The 18152-nt window shown below is 54.0% G+C and carries 20 protein-coding genes and 2 tRNA genes; 13 read left to right on the top strand and 9 right to left on the bottom strand.

The window, feature by feature from the left end; translation table 11 throughout:
- Window positions 1–89 precede the first annotated feature (89 nt).
- Complete coding sequence (locus ACN1CO_RS02785) at window positions 90–263, bottom strand: general stress protein (RefSeq protein WP_013357370.1); 174 nt, start codon at window positions 261–263, stop codon at window positions 90–92.
- A gap of 299 nt (window positions 264–562) precedes the next feature.
- Between ACN1CO_RS02785 and wrbA the strand changes: the two genes are divergently transcribed.
- The 3 genes from wrbA to ACN1CO_RS02770 are packed head-to-tail and all read left to right on the top strand — an operon-like array spanning window position 563 to window position 2841.
- Complete coding sequence (gene wrbA, locus ACN1CO_RS02780; protein WP_419137494.1) at window positions 563–1162, top strand: NAD(P)H:quinone oxidoreductase; 600 nt, start codon at window positions 563–565, stop codon at window positions 1160–1162.
- A gap of 20 nt (window positions 1163–1182) precedes the next feature.
- The gene (locus ACN1CO_RS02775) at window positions 1183–1413 is read left to right on the top strand and encodes a YccJ family protein (RefSeq protein WP_010669794.1); all 231 of its coding nucleotides are present in this window, start codon (window positions 1183–1185) and stop codon (window positions 1411–1413) included.
- A gap of 54 nt (window positions 1414–1467) precedes the next feature.
- Window positions 1468–2841, top strand: coding sequence for an NAD-dependent succinate-semialdehyde dehydrogenase (locus ACN1CO_RS02770; protein ID WP_419137491.1), 1374 nt, complete (start codon window positions 1468–1470; stop codon window positions 2839–2841).
- Window positions 2842–2906: 65 nt separating this feature from the next.
- Here the strand turns inward: ACN1CO_RS02770 and agp are convergent, their stop codons facing one another.
- From agp to ACN1CO_RS02755, 3 genes are all read right to left on the bottom strand, one after another.
- The gene (gene agp / locus ACN1CO_RS02765) at window positions 2907–4511 is read right to left on the bottom strand and encodes a bifunctional glucose-1-phosphatase/inositol phosphatase (RefSeq protein WP_419137489.1); all 1605 of its coding nucleotides are present in this window, start codon (window positions 4509–4511) and stop codon (window positions 2907–2909) included.
- A 271-nt stretch (window positions 4512–4782) separates the two neighbouring features.
- Window positions 4783–4870, bottom strand: a tRNA-Ser gene (locus ACN1CO_RS02760).
- A 68-nt stretch (window positions 4871–4938) separates the two neighbouring features.
- Window positions 4939–5026, bottom strand: a tRNA-Ser gene (locus ACN1CO_RS02755).
- Between the two features lie 235 nt (window positions 5027–5261).
- Between ACN1CO_RS02755 and yccA the strand changes: the two genes are divergently transcribed.
- Window positions 5262–5915, top strand: a complete 654-nt coding sequence (yccA, locus tag ACN1CO_RS02750; protein WP_003850014.1) for an FtsH protease modulator YccA — start codon at window positions 5262–5264, stop codon at window positions 5913–5915.
- A gap of 105 nt (window positions 5916–6020) precedes the next feature.
- Window positions 6021–6347 carry a TusE/DsrC/DsvC family sulfur relay protein gene (locus ACN1CO_RS02745; protein ID WP_419137487.1) on the top strand — a complete coding sequence of 109 codons (327 nt, stop codon included), beginning with the start codon at window positions 6021–6023 and terminating at the stop codon, window positions 6345–6347.
- On the opposite strand, the gene yccX is transcribed toward ACN1CO_RS02745, so the two are convergent.
- Window positions 6348–6626, bottom strand: a complete 279-nt coding sequence (gene yccX, locus ACN1CO_RS02740) for an acylphosphatase (protein WP_419137485.1) — start codon at window positions 6624–6626, stop codon at window positions 6348–6350.
- Between the two features lie 85 nt (window positions 6627–6711).
- Between yccX and rlmI the strand changes: the two genes are divergently transcribed.
- Both rlmI and hspQ read left to right on the top strand, forming a co-directional pair.
- Complete coding sequence (rlmI, locus tag ACN1CO_RS02735; protein ID WP_283545771.1) at window positions 6712–7902, top strand: 23S rRNA (cytosine(1962)-C(5))-methyltransferase RlmI; 1191 nt, start codon at window positions 6712–6714, stop codon at window positions 7900–7902.
- A gap of 58 nt (window positions 7903–7960) precedes the next feature.
- Window positions 7961–8278, top strand: coding sequence for a heat shock protein HspQ (hspQ, locus tag ACN1CO_RS02730; RefSeq protein ID WP_150009837.1), 318 nt, complete (start codon window positions 7961–7963; stop codon window positions 8276–8278).
- Window positions 8279–8311: 33 nt separating this feature from the next.
- Here hspQ and ACN1CO_RS02725 read toward each other — a convergent pair whose 3' ends face one another.
- The gene (locus ACN1CO_RS02725; protein WP_419137482.1) at window positions 8312–8725 is read right to left on the bottom strand and encodes a CoA-binding protein; all 414 of its coding nucleotides are present in this window, start codon (window positions 8723–8725) and stop codon (window positions 8312–8314) included.
- Between the two features lie 176 nt (window positions 8726–8901).
- On the opposite strand from ACN1CO_RS02725, the gene ACN1CO_RS02720 reads away from it, so the two are divergent.
- Window positions 8902–9543 (top strand): DUF2057 family protein, encoded by a 642-nt coding sequence (locus ACN1CO_RS02720; protein ID WP_419137480.1) that lies wholly within the window; start codon window positions 8902–8904, stop codon window positions 9541–9543.
- A 69-nt stretch (window positions 9544–9612) separates the two neighbouring features.
- Window positions 9613–10071 (top strand): methylglyoxal synthase, encoded by a 459-nt coding sequence (gene mgsA, locus ACN1CO_RS02715; RefSeq protein ID WP_090962438.1) that lies wholly within the window; start codon window positions 9613–9615, stop codon window positions 10069–10071.
- A gap of 1 nt (window position 10072) precedes the next feature.
- On the opposite strand, the gene helD is transcribed toward mgsA, so the two are convergent.
- A complete protein-coding gene (gene helD / locus ACN1CO_RS02710) occupies window positions 10073–12127 on the bottom strand; it encodes a DNA helicase IV (protein WP_419137478.1) in 2055 nt (684 codons plus the stop codon).
- A gap of 123 nt (window positions 12128–12250) precedes the next feature.
- Between helD and ACN1CO_RS02705 the strand changes: the two genes are divergently transcribed.
- On the top strand, window positions 12251–12691 hold the full coding sequence (locus ACN1CO_RS02705) for a YccF domain-containing protein (RefSeq protein WP_283545775.1): 441 nt from the start codon (window positions 12251–12253) through the stop codon (window positions 12689–12691).
- Window positions 12675–14834, top strand: coding sequence for a YccS family putative transporter (gene yccS / locus ACN1CO_RS02700; protein ID WP_419137476.1), 2160 nt, complete (start codon window positions 12675–12677; stop codon window positions 14832–14834). Before ACN1CO_RS02705 ends, yccS begins: the two co-directional genes overlap by 17 nt.
- Here yccS and ACN1CO_RS02695 read toward each other — a convergent pair.
- Window positions 14831–15460, bottom strand: coding sequence for a TfoX/Sxy family DNA transformation protein (locus ACN1CO_RS02695; protein WP_419137474.1), 630 nt, complete (start codon window positions 15458–15460; stop codon window positions 14831–14833). The two genes, yccS and ACN1CO_RS02695, sit on opposite strands and share 4 nt — an antisense overlap.
- A gap of 210 nt (window positions 15461–15670) precedes the next feature.
- On the opposite strand from ACN1CO_RS02695, the gene sulA reads away from it, so the two are divergent.
- Entirely contained in the window at window positions 15671–16162 is a 492-nt protein-coding gene (gene sulA, locus ACN1CO_RS02690; RefSeq protein ID WP_419137472.1) for an SOS-induced cell division inhibitor SulA, read from the top strand.
- Between the two features lie 350 nt (window positions 16163–16512).
- A complete protein-coding gene (gene ompA / locus ACN1CO_RS02685) occupies window positions 16513–17583 on the top strand; it encodes a porin OmpA (protein ID WP_090962456.1) in 1071 nt (356 codons plus the stop codon).
- A 93-nt stretch (window positions 17584–17676) separates the two neighbouring features.
- Here ompA and matP read toward each other — a convergent pair whose 3' ends face one another.
- Window positions 17677–18144, bottom strand: coding sequence for a macrodomain Ter protein MatP (gene matP, locus ACN1CO_RS02680; RefSeq protein ID WP_143813132.1), 468 nt, complete (start codon window positions 18142–18144; stop codon window positions 17677–17679).
- Between the last annotated feature and the right edge of the window lie 8 nt (window positions 18145–18152).

Genomic DNA, 18152 nt, shown 5'->3' with positions numbered 1-18152 from the left:
TGATGATGTGTCCGGACGATATTGTGGGGGAGAGCGAGGTGGAAAAGCAATGAGGTTCACCGCCGGTCTTAGCCGGCGGCAGTGTGGGGCTATGCGTCCGCTTTTTTAGGACTGCTGCGTCCGCCCTTCTCACCGGCACGCGCGGCACGCTGCGGATCATTTTTGAAATTACCGCCGCTGTTTTTCCCCCCTTTCCGTCCCGCCTCTGCGGCACGTTCACGGTTTTCAGCAAAATTTCCTGAACCTCCACGATGTGTCGTCATGATTTGCTCCTGTCGCGTAGTGCGATAAATAAGAATAAAAAGCAGAAGGCTGATGGCCCGAAGGCGAATCCAGCCCATGGTTAAATAATAGCCAGATTCTGCTTTAACTCGTCCGACAGTCACATTTCGCAACAGAGTAATCATCAGCAATTTGATTAAAGAACAAACATTCTGCCAGCATACAACCGATTAGCTGCAGATTTGTTGACCGACTCTTACCCTATGGGCCAGGCATCGCCTGCGTAAAATGAAAGCTCTTCTATACTTTTTCTGGACGTCAAAACCACCTGGAGAGATTTATGGCCAAAATTCTGGTGCTCTACTACTCGATGTACGGACACATTGAAACAATGGCGAACGCGGTTGCAGAAGGCGCTCGTCGGGTTCCCGGCGCGGAAGTGGATATCCTGCGGGTACCAGAAACGATGGAGGCCGATCGCTTTGCACAGGTGGGCGGCAAAACCGATCAGCAAGCTGCTGAAGCCACGCCTGAGGTGCTGCCGCAGTATGACGCGATTATCGTCGGCACCCCGACCCGCTTTGGCAACATGGCCGGGCAGATGCGGACATTCTGGGATCGCACTGGCGGTCTCTGGGCATCAGGCGCACTGTTTGGCAAGGTTGCCAGCGTCTTTACCTCAACCGGCACTGGCGGCGGTCAGGAACAGACTATTACGTCAGTCTGGACCACCCTGGCGCATCACGGCATGGTGATTGTGCCTATCGGCTACGGAACCAAAGAGTTGTTCGATATCTCACAGGTTCGCGGTGGTACACCTTATGGTGCGACCACGCTGGCGGGCGGCGACGGTTCGCGTCAGCCTACAGAAGCGGAACTCAACATCGCCCGTTTCCAGGGTGAACATGTTGCCGGACTGACCGTCAAATTGCAGGACTGATTTAACTAAAGGAGAAAAGTATGTCTACTGAACAATCGAAAGCACATCACGTTGGCGAATGGGCAAGTCTGCGTCATACCTCCCCTGAAATTGCCGAGGCCATTTTCGAAGTGGCGAATTACGATGAGAAACTGGCAGAAGAGATCTGGCGTCAGCAAGGTAGCGATGACGTGCTGATTCGCGCCTTTGAAAAAACCGATAAAGATCTCCTGACCTGGGATGACAAGCCCGTAGAACGCAAGAACGTCTGATTCAGGGGCGGGACATTCCCGCCCTCAATTTTTTAGCTCACCAAGGAGTACGCTATGTCTTCCTATCAAAGCATTAATCCCGCGAACAACCAGTTGCTGAAAAGCTGGCCGTCACATGACGAAGCCGCCGTCAGCCATGCCCTGGACGTAGCCGATCGTCTTTTCCACTCCTCATGGAGCAAAGGCGAGATCCAGCCACGTCTGCAGGTGCTGAAAAAGCTGGCTGACCTGATTGATAGCCGCGCGGAAGAACTGGCCACCATCGCCAGTAAAGAGATGGGTAAACTGATTGGTCAGAGCCGTGGCGAAGTGAAAATCTGTTCGCAGATTGCCCGCTACTATGCAGAGAATGCAGAACGTATTTTGCAGCCGCAGTCCTATCCCAGCGAGCTGGGCGAAGCCTGGGTTGAGTATCATCCGATTGGCGTGTTAGTCGCCGTCGAGCCGTGGAACTTCCCTTACTATCAGCTGATGCGCGTGCTGGCTCCTAACCTGGCGCTGGGTAACCCGGTGCTGGCGAAACATGCCAACATTGTGCCGCACTGTGCCGATGTCTTTGAAAAGCTGGTTCGTGAAGCGGGTGCGCCAGAAGGCGCCTGGACTAACCTGTTCATCTCCACCGATCAGGTCGCCGATCTGATTGCTGATGATCGGGTGCAGGGTGTCGCCCTGACCGGTTCCGAGCGCGCAGGCAGCGCCGTGGCTGAGCAGGCCGGTAAACATCTGAAGAAATCGACGCTGGAGCTGGGCGGCAATGACGTGTTTGTCGTGCTGGATGATGCCGATCTCGACGAAGCCGTTCGTCAGGGCGTGCAGGCGCGCCTCAGCAACTGTGGTCAGGTCTGTACCGCTGCGAAACGTTTTATCCTGCATGAGAAGATTGCCGATCGCTTTATCAGCCAGTTCAGCGCCGCGCTGAGTTCTGCCACGCTGGGCGATCCGCTGGATGAGAAGACCACGCTTGGCCCGCTCTCTTCCGCTGACGCGCGTGACCGTCTGGTGAAACAGGTCGATGAGGCCGTCGCTAATGGCGCAAAACTGGTGACGGGCGGTAAAGCTGTTGAAGGTGCGGGTTGCTTCTATCAGCCAACCATCCTTGCTGGCATTACCCCGGATAATCCCGCTTATTATCAGGAGTTCTTCGGTCCGGTGGCGCAGGTTTATGTCGTGGGTGATGATAACGCAGCTGTGGCGCTGGCAAACGACTCGCACTACGGTCTGGGTGGCTCGGTCTGGACGCGTGATATTGCACGTGGTCGTAAACTGGCGTCCGCCATTGAAACCGGCATGGTGTTTATCAACTCGCAGAGCGATACCTCAGCGGAACTGCCTTTTGGCGGTGTGAAACGTTCAGGCTATGGCCGTGAGCTTTCTGATCTGGGTATTAAAGAGTTTGCTAACCAGAAACTGGTGGTCGTGGCGGGTTAACTGTCCTGCAGCCATAAAAAAACCCCGTCGAGACGGGGTTTTTTATTATCGGCGAAACAGCGCGATTACTGTGTTGCCACAGCTGGCGACTTCGATTCGTCGTTGTGTGTCGCTGCTGGCGTATTCGCAGCGTTAGCCTGGTCAGTTGAGGCTTTCGCGTCACTGGCTGAGGCGGCTTTGTCTGCTTTCGCTTTCTCAGCGGCTGCTTTATCCGCTTTTGCCTTTTCAGCCGCGGCTTTATCTGCTGCCGCTTTGTCCGCTTTTGCTTTCTCAGCAGCGGCGGCTTTGTCAGCTTCAGCTTTGGCTGCGGTCGCTTTATCCGCTTCAGCTTTATCCGCAGCAGCATCATGGGTCGCTGCAGCTTTAGCACTGTCGTCGTCAGACTGCGCGGCCGGTGCCGGTGCTGCCGCAGGCTGCATTGGCGTACCTTGCAGCGCAGCGTTCAGCACCTGAGAGAACTGATCCCAGCTGCAATAGCCGTTGGCATCGGTCTCGCAACCCGCCAGCTGCAGCGTGACGCGCTTCGGTGGGTTCTTCAGGCTCAGCATGTCCGCGTTGCGCAGCTGATCGGCGGTCTGATAGACATACTCGACTTTGAGCAGGTCTTTATCATTTTTCGCATCATGCCAGCGTTCGAAAACAACCTGACCGCCAATCGGCGTTTTTTCGTACGTATCAGGCAGTTCGTAAGGCTTAACCTGCAGCGCGCTAAGCAGTGAAGCGATGTTCGAGTCATGGCCGACCATCAGCGTGATTTTCGGCGCGTTGGCTTTGTCCTGATCCACTAACTGACTGCGGATGTAATCCACCAGCGGTGCTGCCACTTCACGGGAAACGTCCGGGCTGGTGAACAGCGCGTCCTGATAACCATTTTTGATCGCTGACAGCTCTTTCCACTGTTCAGGCGTCTTGATCTGACCCCATGCAACCTGATCCAGTGGTAAACCTTCGTAATATTGCAGCGTGAAGGCATCCATCAGGGAGTTACCCACTTTCAGCGGGCCACTGACAGTCGGCTCTTTACCGTTTTCAGCACTGAAGGTGTTCTGGCCGCTGCTAAGGTCACACTGTTTTTTGTTGTTGCAGGCAGGCGATGCTTTGTAATCGACAATCTTTTCCAGGTGCTGGAAGGCAGGCTTCAGCGCCAGTTTTTCATTCGCAGCAGCCATCGCGGCCAGCGCTTTCTTATTGAAAGCATCGCTGCCGTCGGTGATAACCGGATTGAAGATAGGATCCATGGAACCCATTTCATCCTGATGAGTGACCGCGACGTCACAGCCAGGGAAGGCGCCATTGACAAAGAACTGGGCGGTGGCAACGGTACGCTGCAGGCTGTTAGCGTAAACAAAGACGTTATTGCTGTCAGGACAGCTGCCGTTCTTCACAAGGCCCTGCTGTGCCAGCCACTGACGGGTGTAGTTACCCATGTAAACTTCCAGCACGCCACCTTTGGTGGTCAGCTGTCCGCCGGGAACATCCCACTGCGGCCAGCTTTTTTTGGTCGACTGCTCCAGCACGCTGCCATTATCGGCCAGCGGCGCACGCAGATTGTGACGACTCAACATCAGCACCTGTTGGAGCTGCATATCACCCTCAGCAGCAAATGCTACCGATCCGACCGGCAATGCAGCGAGCACTGACAATGCGCAAAGACTCAGTTTCTTGATCATTGTGCCTATTCCATTTATTCAGTAAAGAAACACTCTGGCTATCAACCGATTAGCTCGCCTCAGAGCGATGTATTTAACAGTGTAACTCAGCTCGCCTCAGAAAAGCGCCAGATGTTTGCAAAAACAGTGAGTGGACTATAGCAGAGATGCATCGCACAGATGAATGCGCAGCCGCGCGTCATCAGCAGAGGCATGCTTTTTTCGGACAGGAGGAAGAAACAGGAATGGCAGAAACGAAACAGGCCAGCACTCAGTGCTGGCCTGTAAAATGTGGCGGAGGAGGAGAGATTCGAACTCTCGGATGGTTTCCCATCGGCGGTTTTCAAGACCGCTGCCTTAAGCCGCTCGGCCACCCCTCCGTTTTGAAACTGTACTGCATCGGCAAAATACTTGATTTTTACCGCTTTATTGCCTGTGGCAGATAAAGTGGCGGAGGAGGAGAGATTCGAACTCTCGGATGGTTTCCCATCGGCGGTTTTCAAGACCGCTGCCTTAAGCCGCTCGGCCACCCCTCCGCAATGACGCGCACTATAAACACCCCGTTTAGGGATGTAAAGCATCTATCTGTTTATTCGCCTGAAAAACAGCCAGATTGTGATTTTTTGGTGTCAAAATCGCCACTCTGCTCAAACAATTAGCAGATTAGCGCGTAAAGAAGGGTAAAACGCCTTTTCCCTCATTAATGGCCTGCGTATTCTCGGCACATATTTTACGATCTGCTTATTAGTGTTCTGCTTAAAGGAGCGCAACATGGAAAGAATTGTCACCTCATCGCAGTCGTCATTGCTGTCAACGCACAGAGTTCTGCGTAATACCTATTTTCTGCTTGGTCTGACCCTGGCCTTCTCAGCCGTCACCGCAACAGCCAGCACACTATTGGCCTTGCCTGCGCCTGGCTTAATCCTGATGCTGGTCGGCTTCTATGGCCTGATGTTTTTAACCTACCGTCTGGCTAACAGCCCGATGGGTATTCTGGCCGCGTTTGCCTTTACCGGCTTCCTGGGTTATTGCCTCGGCCCGATCCTGAGCTCCTTCTTAACCGCAGGCATGGGCGACGTGATCGCGCTGGCACTGGGCGGTACGGCACTGGTGTTCTTCTGCTGTTCAGCCTACGTGCTGACTACCCGTCGTGATATGTCCTTCCTGGGCGGCATGATGATGGCAGGCTTTGTGGTGCTGCTGGTAGCGGTAGTCGCCAACATCTTCCTGCAGCTGCCTGCCTTGCATCTGGCTATCAGCGCCCTGTTTATTCTGTTTTCGGCCGGTGCGATTTTGTGGGAAACCAGCAACATCATTCATGGTGGCGAAACGAACTACATCCGCGCGACGGTCAGCCTCTATGTTTCGTTGTATAACATCTTCGTCAGCCTGCTGAGCCTGCTGGGTTTTGCCCGCAGCAACTAAACGGCAATGACAGTCAGCCTGTAAAACCCCGCTTCGGCGGGGTTTTTGCTTTTACTGCCCGCCAGGTTTGCTAAACTGCGCCGTCATTTACAGAGAGGACATCACGTGAATTTTAACGGTAACGAAATCGCCGTCGATGCCGAAGGCTATCTGAAGAGTACCGGCGACTGGAGTGAAGCGCTGGCGGCACACATTGCCGGACTGGAAGGCCTCACCATGACCGAGGCACACTGGGAAGTGGTCCATTTTGTGCGCGAATTTTATCTGGAATTTAACACCTCACCCGCCGTGCGGATGCTGGTAAAGGCGATGGCGCAGAAATATGGCGAAGAGAAAGGCAACAGCCGCTACCTGTTCCGCCTGTTCCCTGAAGGGCCGGCTAAACAGGCGACGAAAATCGCTGGTCTGCCTAAACCGGCGAAATGTCTGTAATTAACCGGTTCTGAAATCGCGCGGCGCCTCTGCGGGTTGGTGCGGCTCCACCAGCACCTTATCAACACGCGCGCTGCGTGGCCCGCCCGCTTTAAGCCAGGCGATGAGTGCCTCAACCTGCTCCGCCTCGCCCCAGGCCAGCACCTCGACACTGCCGTCTTCCAGATTTTTCGCGTAACCCAGCACGCCCAGCGTCCTGGCTTCGGCCTGAGTACTGTAACGGAACCCGACGCCCTGAACGCGGCCATGAACCCATGCTTTAAAACAGGCTGCTGACATTATTCTCTCCTGCTGCTGTTCGTTGCAATTTCCCGTTATCCACCGGACAATGGCGCCTCATTTTTTCAGGTAAGCATAGCAAACTATGACAGTCAGATTGATTCTCGCAAAGGGACGTGAAAAGTCCCTGCTCCGTCGCCATCCATGGGTCTTTTCAGGTGCCGTTGCACGTCTGGAAGGTAAAGCGCAACTGGGTGAAACCATTGACGTTTGTGACAGCAACGGTAAATGGCTGGCTCGCGCCGCTTATTCACCTGAGTCGCAGATTCGCGCCCGCGTCTGGAGCTGGCAGGCCGATGAATCCATCGATATCGCCTTCTTTGTCCGCCGTTTTGAACAGGCGCAGCAGTGGCGGAAATGGCTTGCAGCCCGCGATGGTCTGGACAGTTATCGCCTGATCGCCGGTGAATCTGATAATTTACCGGGCGTCACCATCGACCGTTTTGGCAATTTTTTAGTGATGCAGCTGCTATCAGCTGGCGCAGAATATCAGCGTGCGGCGATCATCACCGCTCTGCAGCAGTGTTTCCCTGGCTGCGCCATCTATGATCGTTCTGACGTCGCCGTACGTAAGAAAGAGGGTCTGGAACTGACGCAGGGCACCGTCACCGGTGAACTGCCACCGCCGCTGCTGCCGATTACGGAACATGGCATGAAGCTGCTGGTTGATATCCAGGGCGGCCACAAAACCGGCTATTACCTTGATCAGCGTGACAGCCGTCTCGCCACGCGTCGCTACGCGCAGGATGCCCGCGTACTCAACTGCTTCTCTTATACCGGCGGATTCGCGGTTTCTGCCCTGATGGGCGGCTGTAAAGAAGTGATCAGCGTCGATACCTCACAGGAAGCGCTGGACGTTGCCCGACAGAACGTTGAACTGAATGAGCTGGATCTCTCCCGTGCGCGCTTTGAGCGTGATGATGTGTTCAAACTGCTGCGCCGCTATCGTGACAGTGGTGAGAAATTCGATCTGATCATTATGGATCCGCCAAAGTTCGTCGAAAACAAAAGCCAGTTGATGGGCGCCTGTCGCGGCTATAAAGACATTAATATGCTCGCCATTCAGTTGCTGAATCCGGGCGGTGTCTTAATGACCTACTCCTGCTCCGGTCTGATGGCCACCGATCTGTTCCAGAAGATTATCGCCGATGCCGCACTGGATGCGGGCCGCGAAGTGCAGTTTATTGAGCAGTTCCGTCAGGCAGCCGATCATCCGGTGATCGCCAGCTATCCGGAAGGTCTCTACCTGAAAGGTTTCGCCTGCCGCGTGATGTGACTTGAAAAAACAGCTCCTGCCCCCATATTGGTAAGAGAGCTTTTTTTCGGAGGTCACAATGATTGCCAGTAAATTTGGTATTGGTCAGCAGGTTCGTCATCGTCTGTCCGGCGTACTGGGCGTTATCGTCGATGTCGATCCTGAATACTCGTTAGATGAACCTAAAATTGAAGATGTTGGCGCGGAAGAGAGAATGCGTACCGCGCCCTGGTATCATGTGGTGATGGAAGATGAGGAAGGCGATCAGGTGCATACCTACGTCGCGGAGATTCAGCTGTCCGGTGAAACCAGCATTGAGCATCCTGAGCAGCCTTCAATGGATGAGCTGGCGGCGTCAGTACGTCAGCAGTTACAGGCGCCTCATCTGCGACATTAATCTGTGGCGGCACGCTCTGCCGCCACGCTAATTTTAACGCGTTATCCCCAGACGTGGAATTTCAATCTTCGGGCAGCGATCCATTATCACCGTCATGCCCGCATCCTGTGCCAGTACCGCCGCCTGTTCATTAATCACACCCAGCTGCAGCCATAATGTTTTTGCCCCGACGGCGATGGCTTCCTGCGCCACGCCCCATGCCGCTTCAGAGTTGCGGAAAACATCCACCATATCAATCTTGCCGGGTACGTCCGCCAGGGTGGCATAGCCCTGCTGCCCCAGCAGAGTTTTACCGGCCAGTTTCGGACTAACCGGGATCACGTCATAGCCCTGATCGAGCAGATACTTCATCACACCGTAACTGGGACGTTCGGGGCGATCGCTTGCCCCGACTAAGGCGATACGTTGGGTACGCGTCAGCACGTCACGAATTGTCTGGTCGTTCATGTTTATCTCCTTTCAGGCCAGTGTTGAGTGTAGATTGGCACGCCCTTCTGCGGGTAAGGCCGGAGCGCAATTAATTGAACCCGCGCACGAATAAATGTGTTTAAATGTAAATTAACTGCCATAATGTAAGAATTTGCTACACATCATCCTTTGTACCATCTGTTACCGGAGTTGAAATGAAGCTGTCGCTGGCTGTCACGGGGTTATTGACTCTCCTCGTTTCGGCGTCCTGTTCTGCCATCACATTGAAGCTCGATCCACAGATCGATCTGCTGGTGCTGGATGGTCGAAAAATTTCAGGCTCGCTCCTCAAAGGAGCAGACAGCTTAGAGCTGGATCGTGGTCAGCATCAGTTTCTGTTTCGGGTTGAGCAGCAGCGTTCAGGTCAGAAAGAGAGCGTTATCTCTTATCAGTCGCAGCCGATGATCGTCACGTTTACCGCAGTCGCTAAAACCATCACCATCCGGTTACCCGCGCTGGAGACAAAACGCGAGCGATATCATTTTGACCGCAGCCTGAACTTTCAGCTGGTGGATGAAAAAGGCACGGAGATTACAAGCGTGCGTGACCACCTGCCGGCCACCCCAATCGCTGATATGGAAAAAGCGATGCTGAATTATAATCGCACCCGCCAGGTTGCCTCTGTGCCCCGGTTTGCAAATTCCGCATCTGCACCCTCCTCTTCTGTTCGACTTACCGCCGATCTGGACTGGACGACTCAGGCCGAACTGCCTTCGCTGCACCGCTGGTTTCACCGCTTCGATGAAGCCACGCGCCAGCAATTTCTGACTCTGGTCAAAATGCTACGTACGAGTTGATAGAGTCGAAAGGCCAGGGGTAAACTTGTGCTCTCTCTTTATGCGCATGAGCCCTATCAGGACGCCTTTATGGAACAGACTGTTCGTACCCTTGGCACCATAAAACATATCGCGCTGGTCGCCCATGACCACTGCAAAGCCGCCCTGCTTGACTGGGTGAAACAAAACCAGCCCGCGCTGGAATCGCACATCCTCTATGCCACCGGGACCACCGGAAATCTGATTAATCGTGATACCGGCCTGAATGTAACAGCCATGCTGAGCGGCCCGATGGGCGGCGATCAGCAGGTGGGCGCGCTGATTTCGGAAGGGAAAATTGATGCGCTGATTTTTTTCTGGGATCCGCTCAACGCCGTGCCGCACGATCCGGATGTGAAAGCGCTGCTGCGTCTGGCGACCGTCTGGAATATCCCGGTCGCCACGAACCGTTCCACAGCGGACTTTATTATTCAGTCTCCGCTGTTTGCGCAAAGCGTAGAGATTATGATCCCGGACTATCAGCGCTATCTGGCCGATCGCCTGAAGTAACTCAGGCTTTACGCAGCACCGGCACGCCGAGTTGGCGGAAATGATCGACAAAAGGTGACGGCGCTGCTTTATCGAACATCAGAAAGACCTGCTGGCGCGCACGCGTCAGCGCCACATAGGCCAGACGCCGCTCTTCCGCATCCGGGAACGCTTCCGGCTGCGGTAACAGGCCCTGTTCAATAATCGACTCACGGACTTCCGCCGGGAAGCCCTCTTTGCCCTGCTGCAATCCCAACAGAATAACGTAATCCGCCTGCTGACCTTTGCTGGCATGGATCGTCATAAATTCCAGATTGAGTTTTGGCCAGCGGGTTCTGGCTTTATCCAGTAAGTCCGGTCGCAGATAGTGATAACGCGCCAGCAGCAGAATGCGCTCATCAGGTTTCGCATAACCGCTGAGTTTGTTCAGCAGGGGTTCCAGCTGATCCTCCGCCAGCAGTGAAATCGACTTCTTATTACCTTTGGTGACACTATTGAGCGGTTTTGCCAGCTGCTGCGGATTCTGCTGGATAAACCGATTAGCAATATCGCCAATGCGATCGTTGAAGCGGTAGGTGGTGTCCAGCACGCAGCGGTCGCCCTCGCCAAAATAGTGATGAAATGCGGTGGTCAGCGTCATCTCTGCACCGCTGAAGCGATAGATAGCCTGCCAGTCATCACCGACAGCAAACAGTGCGGTGCGCTTATTCTGCTGGCGCAATGCGCTGAGCAACGCGGCACGCTGAGGCGAGATATCCTGGAACTCATCCACCAGTATGTGCTTCCAGGGACTGATAAACCGTCCTTTTTCCAGAATGGCGATGGCCTGATGAATCAGACCGGAAAAATCGACTGCGCCCTCCTCTTTTAAGGCGCTCTTCCACGCTTTCAGTAGCGGGGCCATCAGTCTGATGCGTTTACTGAAGAGATCCCTGACCTCTTCCGGTACATCCGCGATCATGGCCGCCTGAGCGCCACCATGCATACGCATCAGACCGAGCCAGCGCTCCAGTCGTGACGCCAGCCGGTTTGCCAGCCTGTCATCCTCCCAGAATGGCCCCTCCGGTAACTCCCACTGCAGTTCGTCCCGCAGCCACTGACGCCAGCCGTTTGCCATCGCTTTCTTCTCATGGCACTGCTGCCGCCACTCCTTGATCAGTAATGTGCGACGCGCATCGGCATCGCTCTCCAGCTTGCTGATAACCGGCTGCTTGTTACTGCCTTCGCGGATAATATGCAGCGCCAGAGAATGGAAGGTTCGCGCCTGAATATCACCGGCGGAGAGGCGTGACTGGATACGATCGTTCATCTCTTCTGCGGCCTGGCGGCCAAATGCCAGCAGCAGGATTTGGTCGGCGCTGGCCAGCCTGCGCTGCATCAACCAGCCTGCACGCGCTACCAGCACCGAGGTTTTACCGCTACCCGCTCCGGCCAGCACCAGCAGAGAATCCTCGCCATTAACCACCGCCTCACACTGAGACTGATTGAGCGGCGTGCTCTCGACGCTGGCGAAGAATGCCTGATAGCGGGTCAGCATGGCGGCAGTCCAGTCGCGGTTTCGCTGACGCAAAGCCACCTCGCCCTGATCCAGCCAGCGCTGGCAGAACGCCCAGTTTTCGCGGCAGTCAGCAAAATCTTTTAAGCGGGTGAGAGGCATCGGTAACGCATCGAACTGTTTGAGAATTTTTGTTTTCAGCGCCTGTAACTCATGGCGGTTGAGCCAGCGATCCTGCGCGCCAAACGTCTCGATTTCTTCACGTAGCGACTGGAGTACCTCGCGGCACACCACGCTCATCTCCAGACTCCAGTTCTGCCAGGCCTGCATCAGATAGTGGTGAAAGCGCTGGGTCTCCTGCCATTCCGTTCCGTGCAGGCGGACCACTTTTTCATCGGCGAGCAAAAATTCCAGCTCGCCCCATACCAGCCCACGTTTGCAGGCGATATCCAGTAACTGGTTAAAGGGGATCAGATACTCGTGCTTATCGCCACTGACTTGGACGCCTGCCGCCATCAGGCGGACACGATTGTAAGGATGCTGGGCAAGCCGTTTGCCCATCGAGGTTGCTTTCAGTTCCACGCCGACACCAACGTCAGATAACAGGATTAAGGGGAGTTTACCTGTCAGACCCTTGGCGCTCCAGCCTTAAAACAGGCTAAACTTGGCGTCACATCTTGCGGAATGCAAAAGGAAAAGAAGATCATGCGCACCGTTTTAAATATTCTGAATTTTGTTCTGGGCGGCTTTTTCACCACCCTGAGCTGGCTGTTTGCCACGTTAATCAGCGTCGTGCTGGTTTTCACCCTGCCGCTGACCCGCTCCTGCTGGGAAATCACTAAACTTTCGCTGCTACCGTTTGGCAACGAGGCGGTGCATGTTGATGTGCTTCGTCCTGAAAGTAAGAGTCATATTCTGAATACCGGCGGCACCTTTCTGAACATCTTCTGGCTGATTTTCTTCGGCTGGTGGCTCTGCCTTTCGCACATCTCTGTGGGCATCGTGCAGTGCATCAGCATCATCGGTATTCCGGTAGGGATTGCGAACTTTAAGATCGCCGCTATTGCGCTCTGGCCGGTTGGACGCCGGGTGGTCTCAGTGGAAGAGGCGCGAGCTGCGCGCGAAGCCAATGCCCGCCGCTATTAATATGATGTCGGATGCAGTGCCAGGCTGGCGAAAATATCTGTTTAACAGTACCTGGCGCTATCTGCTGCGGATCCTGTTTGCGTTGAGTGGCTGCGCTGCCATTCCCTGGTGGCTGCATCAGATTGAGTGGACGATTCCCTTAACGCTGGGAGTGGTCGCGGCTGCGCTGGCCGATCTCGATGATCGCCTGGCCGGTCGCCTGAAAAACCTGCTGATTACCCTGCTCTGCTTCTGCATCGCCTCGGTTTCAGTGGAGTTACTGTTTCCTTATCCCTTTGCCTTTATTGTCGGGCTGGCGATCTCGACCTGGGGCTTTATTCTGCTGGGTGCACTGGGGCAGCGCTACGCCACCATCGCCTTCGGTGCGCTGCTGATCGCGGTCTATACCATGCTCGGCATCGGACTGTTCAGCCAGTGGTATATGCAGCCGATGCTGCTGCTGGTCGGCGCGCTATGGTACAACCTGCTGACGCTGCTGGGCCATCTGATGTTCCCCGTCCGGCCGGTGCAGGAACAGCTTGCCGGCAGTTTTTCACAACTGGCGCGTTACCTTGATGCCAAAGCGAATCTCTTCGATCCGGATGCGGGCGAACAGGATGACGCGGCGTTTATCGATGCGGCGATGGTTAACAGCCAGCTGGTGGCGCAGCTCAACCTGACCAAGACCACTTTGCAGAGTCGCCTGCGCGGCGATCGCGGCTCACGCGGCACCCGACGCAGTCTGCACTACTACTTTGTGGCGCAGGATATTCACGAACGGGCCAGCTCTTCCCATCTGCAATATCATCTGCTGCGCGGCGACTGGCGCTATAACGAAATTTTGTTTCGCTTTCAGCGCCTGCTGAATATGCAGGCGCAGGCCTGTCGTCAACTGGCCCACTGCATTCTGATGCGTGAACGATGGGTTCATGACAGCCGTTTTGAGCGCGCGTTTGAACGATTACAGAAAGCGATAGAACGTCTGGAACAGCATGAGCCTGAGGCGACACATACCCGTGCTTTGTTCTGGCTGCTGCGTAACCTGCGCGCCATTGATGCTCAGCTCGCCTCCATTGAATCTGAACAGACGCTGGCCGGTGAAGATCCTCAGCACAGTGATAATCTGCTGTCACGCGAAGGATTGAGTGGCTGGAGTGATATCCGTCTGCGCTTCAGTCGTCACCTCTCGCCCTCTTCGGCACTGTTCCGGCATGCGGTTCGCATGTCAGTAGTGCTCTGTATTGGCTATGGTTTCATTCAAATCACCGGGCTGCAGCGTGGATACTGGATTCTGCTGACCAGCCTGTTTGTTTGCCAGCCCAACTATAACGCCACGCAGCGACGGCTTGCCTTACGTATCGGCGGAACGCTGGCAGGGATTGCAATCGGTCTGCCGGTTTTATGGCTGGTGCCCTCCATTGAAGGTCAGTTAATCCTGATTGTGATCGCTGGCGTGCTGTTTTTCGCTTTCAGGCAGGTGCAGTATGCGCAGGCCACACTGTTTATCACCCTGCTGGTGCTGCTCTGCTTTAACCTGTTAGGGGAAGGTTTTGAGGTCGCCCTGCCACGAGTAGTAGATACCTTACTCGGCTGTGGCCTTGCCTGGCTGGCTGTCGCGTTTATCTGGCCTGACTGGCGCTTTCGCCAGTTACCGGCGGTGGCAGAACGCACCCTGAAAGCGAACTGTCGTTATCTGGACGCGATCATGGAACAGTATCATCAGGGCAAGGATAACCGTCTCGCCTATCGCATTGCCCGCCGGGATGCGCACAATGCAGATGCTGAGCTGGCGTCGGTGGTTTCAAATATGAGCAGTGAAAGTCGCACCAGCCAGAAGCTACGCGAATCGGCTTTTCAGCTGCTTTGCTCTAACCACTCATTCCTGAGTTACATTTCTGCGCTGGGCGCGCACCGTGACAAAATTACCGCGCCGGAGTTACTGACTTTGCTGGATGATACGGTGTGCTACGTTGAGGATGTGCTCCAGACGGACGTGGTCAGCGATGAGCATGTTGAGACGATGCGCCAGCAACTGGCTCAGCGCATCAGCCAGCTGGCTGCAGATGCGGATACGCGTGCGCCGCTGGTGCTCCAGCAACTCGGTCTGCTGGTCGCCTTGATGCCCGATGTGGCTCGCCTGCGCCGCACGCTCATTACTGATTAGCCTTCGCTGCTTCTCAGTTCAGGGTTTGATAAAAGTGTGCGCTTGAACCACGCATTCAGCTCAGCCCGGGTAGCCAGCGGTAGCGCGGCGGCATGATGGCCTGTGATCGCCCCCTGCAGCGCCAGCAGTGTCTGAAACCCAACATGCTGGTTGATCGCTTTCAGCCTCAGCCAGCACTGTTTGGCCCCCATCTGATAGAGATGATTCACGGTCATGATACCGGCCTCGTACAGCATCATCTCCATGCGAACGCTGAGATTCGGCAGATCTTTCAATCGTGGAGAGGATTGTCTGTCCCGTAACTCCAGCTGCGCCGTCTCTAACGAGGCCGCAGAGAGCGCCAGCAAATGGTCAGGATCGCGCCATAATGTTTCATCGACCCGAAAATAATTGAGGCTCACCAATTTGCCTCTCTTGCGAAAAATCAGGGGTTGCAGCGGACGATCGGTGATGTATTCCCGCAAAGGTTCACTGGCGCGCAGGTAGAGTTCGTCTTTATTTATTAAGGCAAAAACCACACTTTCAACAGCCAGCGCGTATCCACCAAACTGGGTACGGGACTCTATGGTTCCTAACGGGGCCAGGTGCGCTCTGGAGCGCTCTACGACCGGATTTACCTTTTTCATTGCACCACCTCCATGTAAGAAATATCTCGTAAATTACCTTGGGTATCAGGTAATTAGAAGATAGAAAAAAGCGTCAGCGGGTTCAATGAATAAATAGTGCTTCAACTAACCTTGTCGCGTTTTTGCGAGGCGTTTTCAGAAATTTGGGTTGATCTTTATCCAGGATGACAGTACTGTATATTCATACAGTCCACTGCTGGTGATTAACTTATGCGAACACAACATCCTAATAATGCACGCTATGCTCATCATTATGCGTCCTCTTCCGTTCCCGCCTCTCAGGGTGGTGGAATTACTGAGTTACGTTACAGCGAGCAGCCTGGTATGATGCAGATGATGCTGTTGCCTTTATTGCAGCAGCTGAGTCAGCAGTCTCGCTGGCAGTTGTGGTTAACACCAGCGCATAAACTGAATCGCACCTGGATGCAGGAATCGGGATTACCACTGGATAAAAGTATGCATATCGCCGATTCTGAACGTCTGAATGCCGTTGAAGCGATGGTCAAGGCGTTGCGAACTGGAAATTACAGTGTCGTTCTGGCATGGATTCCATACGATTTGGATGAAGATGAGCGACGTCAACTCGAAAATGCGGCCGCTGAGGGCGAAGCGCTGGGTTTGATTTTACGGGCAAGCGGAACATCGGAAGCGCCTCTCAGACCGCAAAGTTCCATAAAAATTCAGTCGGATTTGTTTCATTAAGTAAAAATCAGAAGTTTCCCAAGCTATTTTTCTTATCTCTCGCCGCTAAACCACTGATTCTGTTAGTTCGAGCTGTGACAATGGTTTAGCGGGTTTTTGGGCCTTTTTATCGCGACAATACGGCCACTCTAATTGTTAGAAATTATGTATAAATCGCTGTTTCTTTACAGAAGTGCCTCACATCATACTTGTAAGTTTCCAATCTCGTTGTAGACTTTAGCTCGCCAGGGTGCTCAATAACCTCCGTTTTTTGCGGTAGAGTCATAAGCGAGCGTTTTGACCCGGCGAAGGATTTAAACCAAGAGCAACCTTTTTGCTCATTGCCTATTTGGATGATAACGAGGCGCAAAATGAAAAAGACAGCTATCGCAATTGCAGTGGCACTGGCTGGCTTCGCTACCGTAGCGCAGGCCGCTCCGAAAGATAACACCTGGTACACCGGTGCTAAACTGGGCTGGTCTCAGTATCACGACACTGGTTACTACGGTAACGGTTACGAGAACAATGACGGTCCAACTCATGAAAGCCAGCTGGGCGCAGGTGCGTTCGTTGGTTATCAGGCAAACCCATACCTGGGCTTCGAGATGGGCTATGACTGGCTGGGCCGCATGCCTAACAAAGGCAATGTGACTAACGGCGCATTCAAAGCACAGGGCGTACAGCTGGCTGCTAAACTGAGCTACCCAATCAATGACGATCTGGACGTGTATACTCGTCTGGGCGGCATGGTATGGCGTGCAGATGCAACGCAGACTAACCCAACTACTGGCCGCATCAGCGACCACGACACCGGCGTTTCTCCGCTGGCTGCTGTTGGTGTTGAATATGCGCTGACCAAAAACTGGGCTACCCGTCTGGATTACCAGTGGGTTAACAACATCGGTGATGCACAGACCGTTGGTACTCGTCCAGACAACGGCATGCTGAGCGTAGGCGTTTCATACCGCTTCGGTCAGGATGATGTCGCTGCACCAGCTCCGGCTCCGGCTCCAGCACCAGCTCCAGTTGTTGAAACCAAGCGTTTCACTCTGAAGTCTGACGTTCTGTTCACCTTCAACAAATCTACCCTGAAGCCAGAAGGCCAGCAGGCTCTGGATCAGCTGTACAGCCAGCTGAGCTCAATGGATCCTAAAGATGGTTCCGTTGTCGTACTGGGCTTCACCGATCGCATCGGTTCAGAGCAGTACAACCAGAAACTGTCTGAGAAACGTGCTCAGTCAGTCGTAGATTACCTGGTATCTAAAGGTATCCCTTCTAACAAGATCTCTGCACGTGGCATGGGTAAATCTAACCCAGTTACCGGCAACACCTGTGACAGCGTGAAAGGCCGTAATGCCCTGATCGACTGCCTGTCTCCGGACCGTCGCGTAGAAATCGATGTTAAAGGCATCAAAGACGTTGTAACTCAGCCACAGGCTTAAGTTAAACGTAATAAAAAACCCCGCTAAAGCGGGGTTTTTTTATGCCGGTAGAAAACCGGACTTGAGCATAAAGAGTATTATTGCCCTGCCCGGTTATTCGCTTTCTGAACCCGATTTACCCAGAATGGCCTGCAAATCCTGCTTCAGACTCGACATCTGAGTCGCATATTTCTCTTTGCGTTCTGCATCTTCTATCAGCTGAACAATGGTTTCAGAGAGCGTGCAGCCGCGTCGCTGCGCCAGACCTGCCAGTCGTTGCCAGACCAGATACTCCAGGTCGATCGATTTTTTACGGGTATGCTGATGTTCAGCATTGAAATGGCGTTTCCGCCGGGCACGGATGGTCTGCTTCAGTCGGTTATCAAGATCAGAATGAATATGTTCTGCAATCCATTCATTGACCGTTACCGGATTATTTTCCATCGCCAGCAGCTTATCGACTGCCGCCTGCGCCGCGCTTAATTCAAGGTGACGCGTGATCAGTTCACCTTCCCGATGTTTTTTCACCAGGTATTTCCACTTCCATCCACATTCAAGATTTTCGAGTTGCTGGTATTTCATCGGAATCT

This window comes from Pantoea sp. R13S299, assembly GCF_048515925.1.
In the GTDB taxonomy this organism is placed as follows: domain Bacteria; phylum Pseudomonadota; class Gammaproteobacteria; order Enterobacterales; family Enterobacteriaceae; genus Pantoea.
Note: the sequence above shows the minus strand (reverse complement) of the source record. Positions and strands in the feature narration are given on the sequence as shown.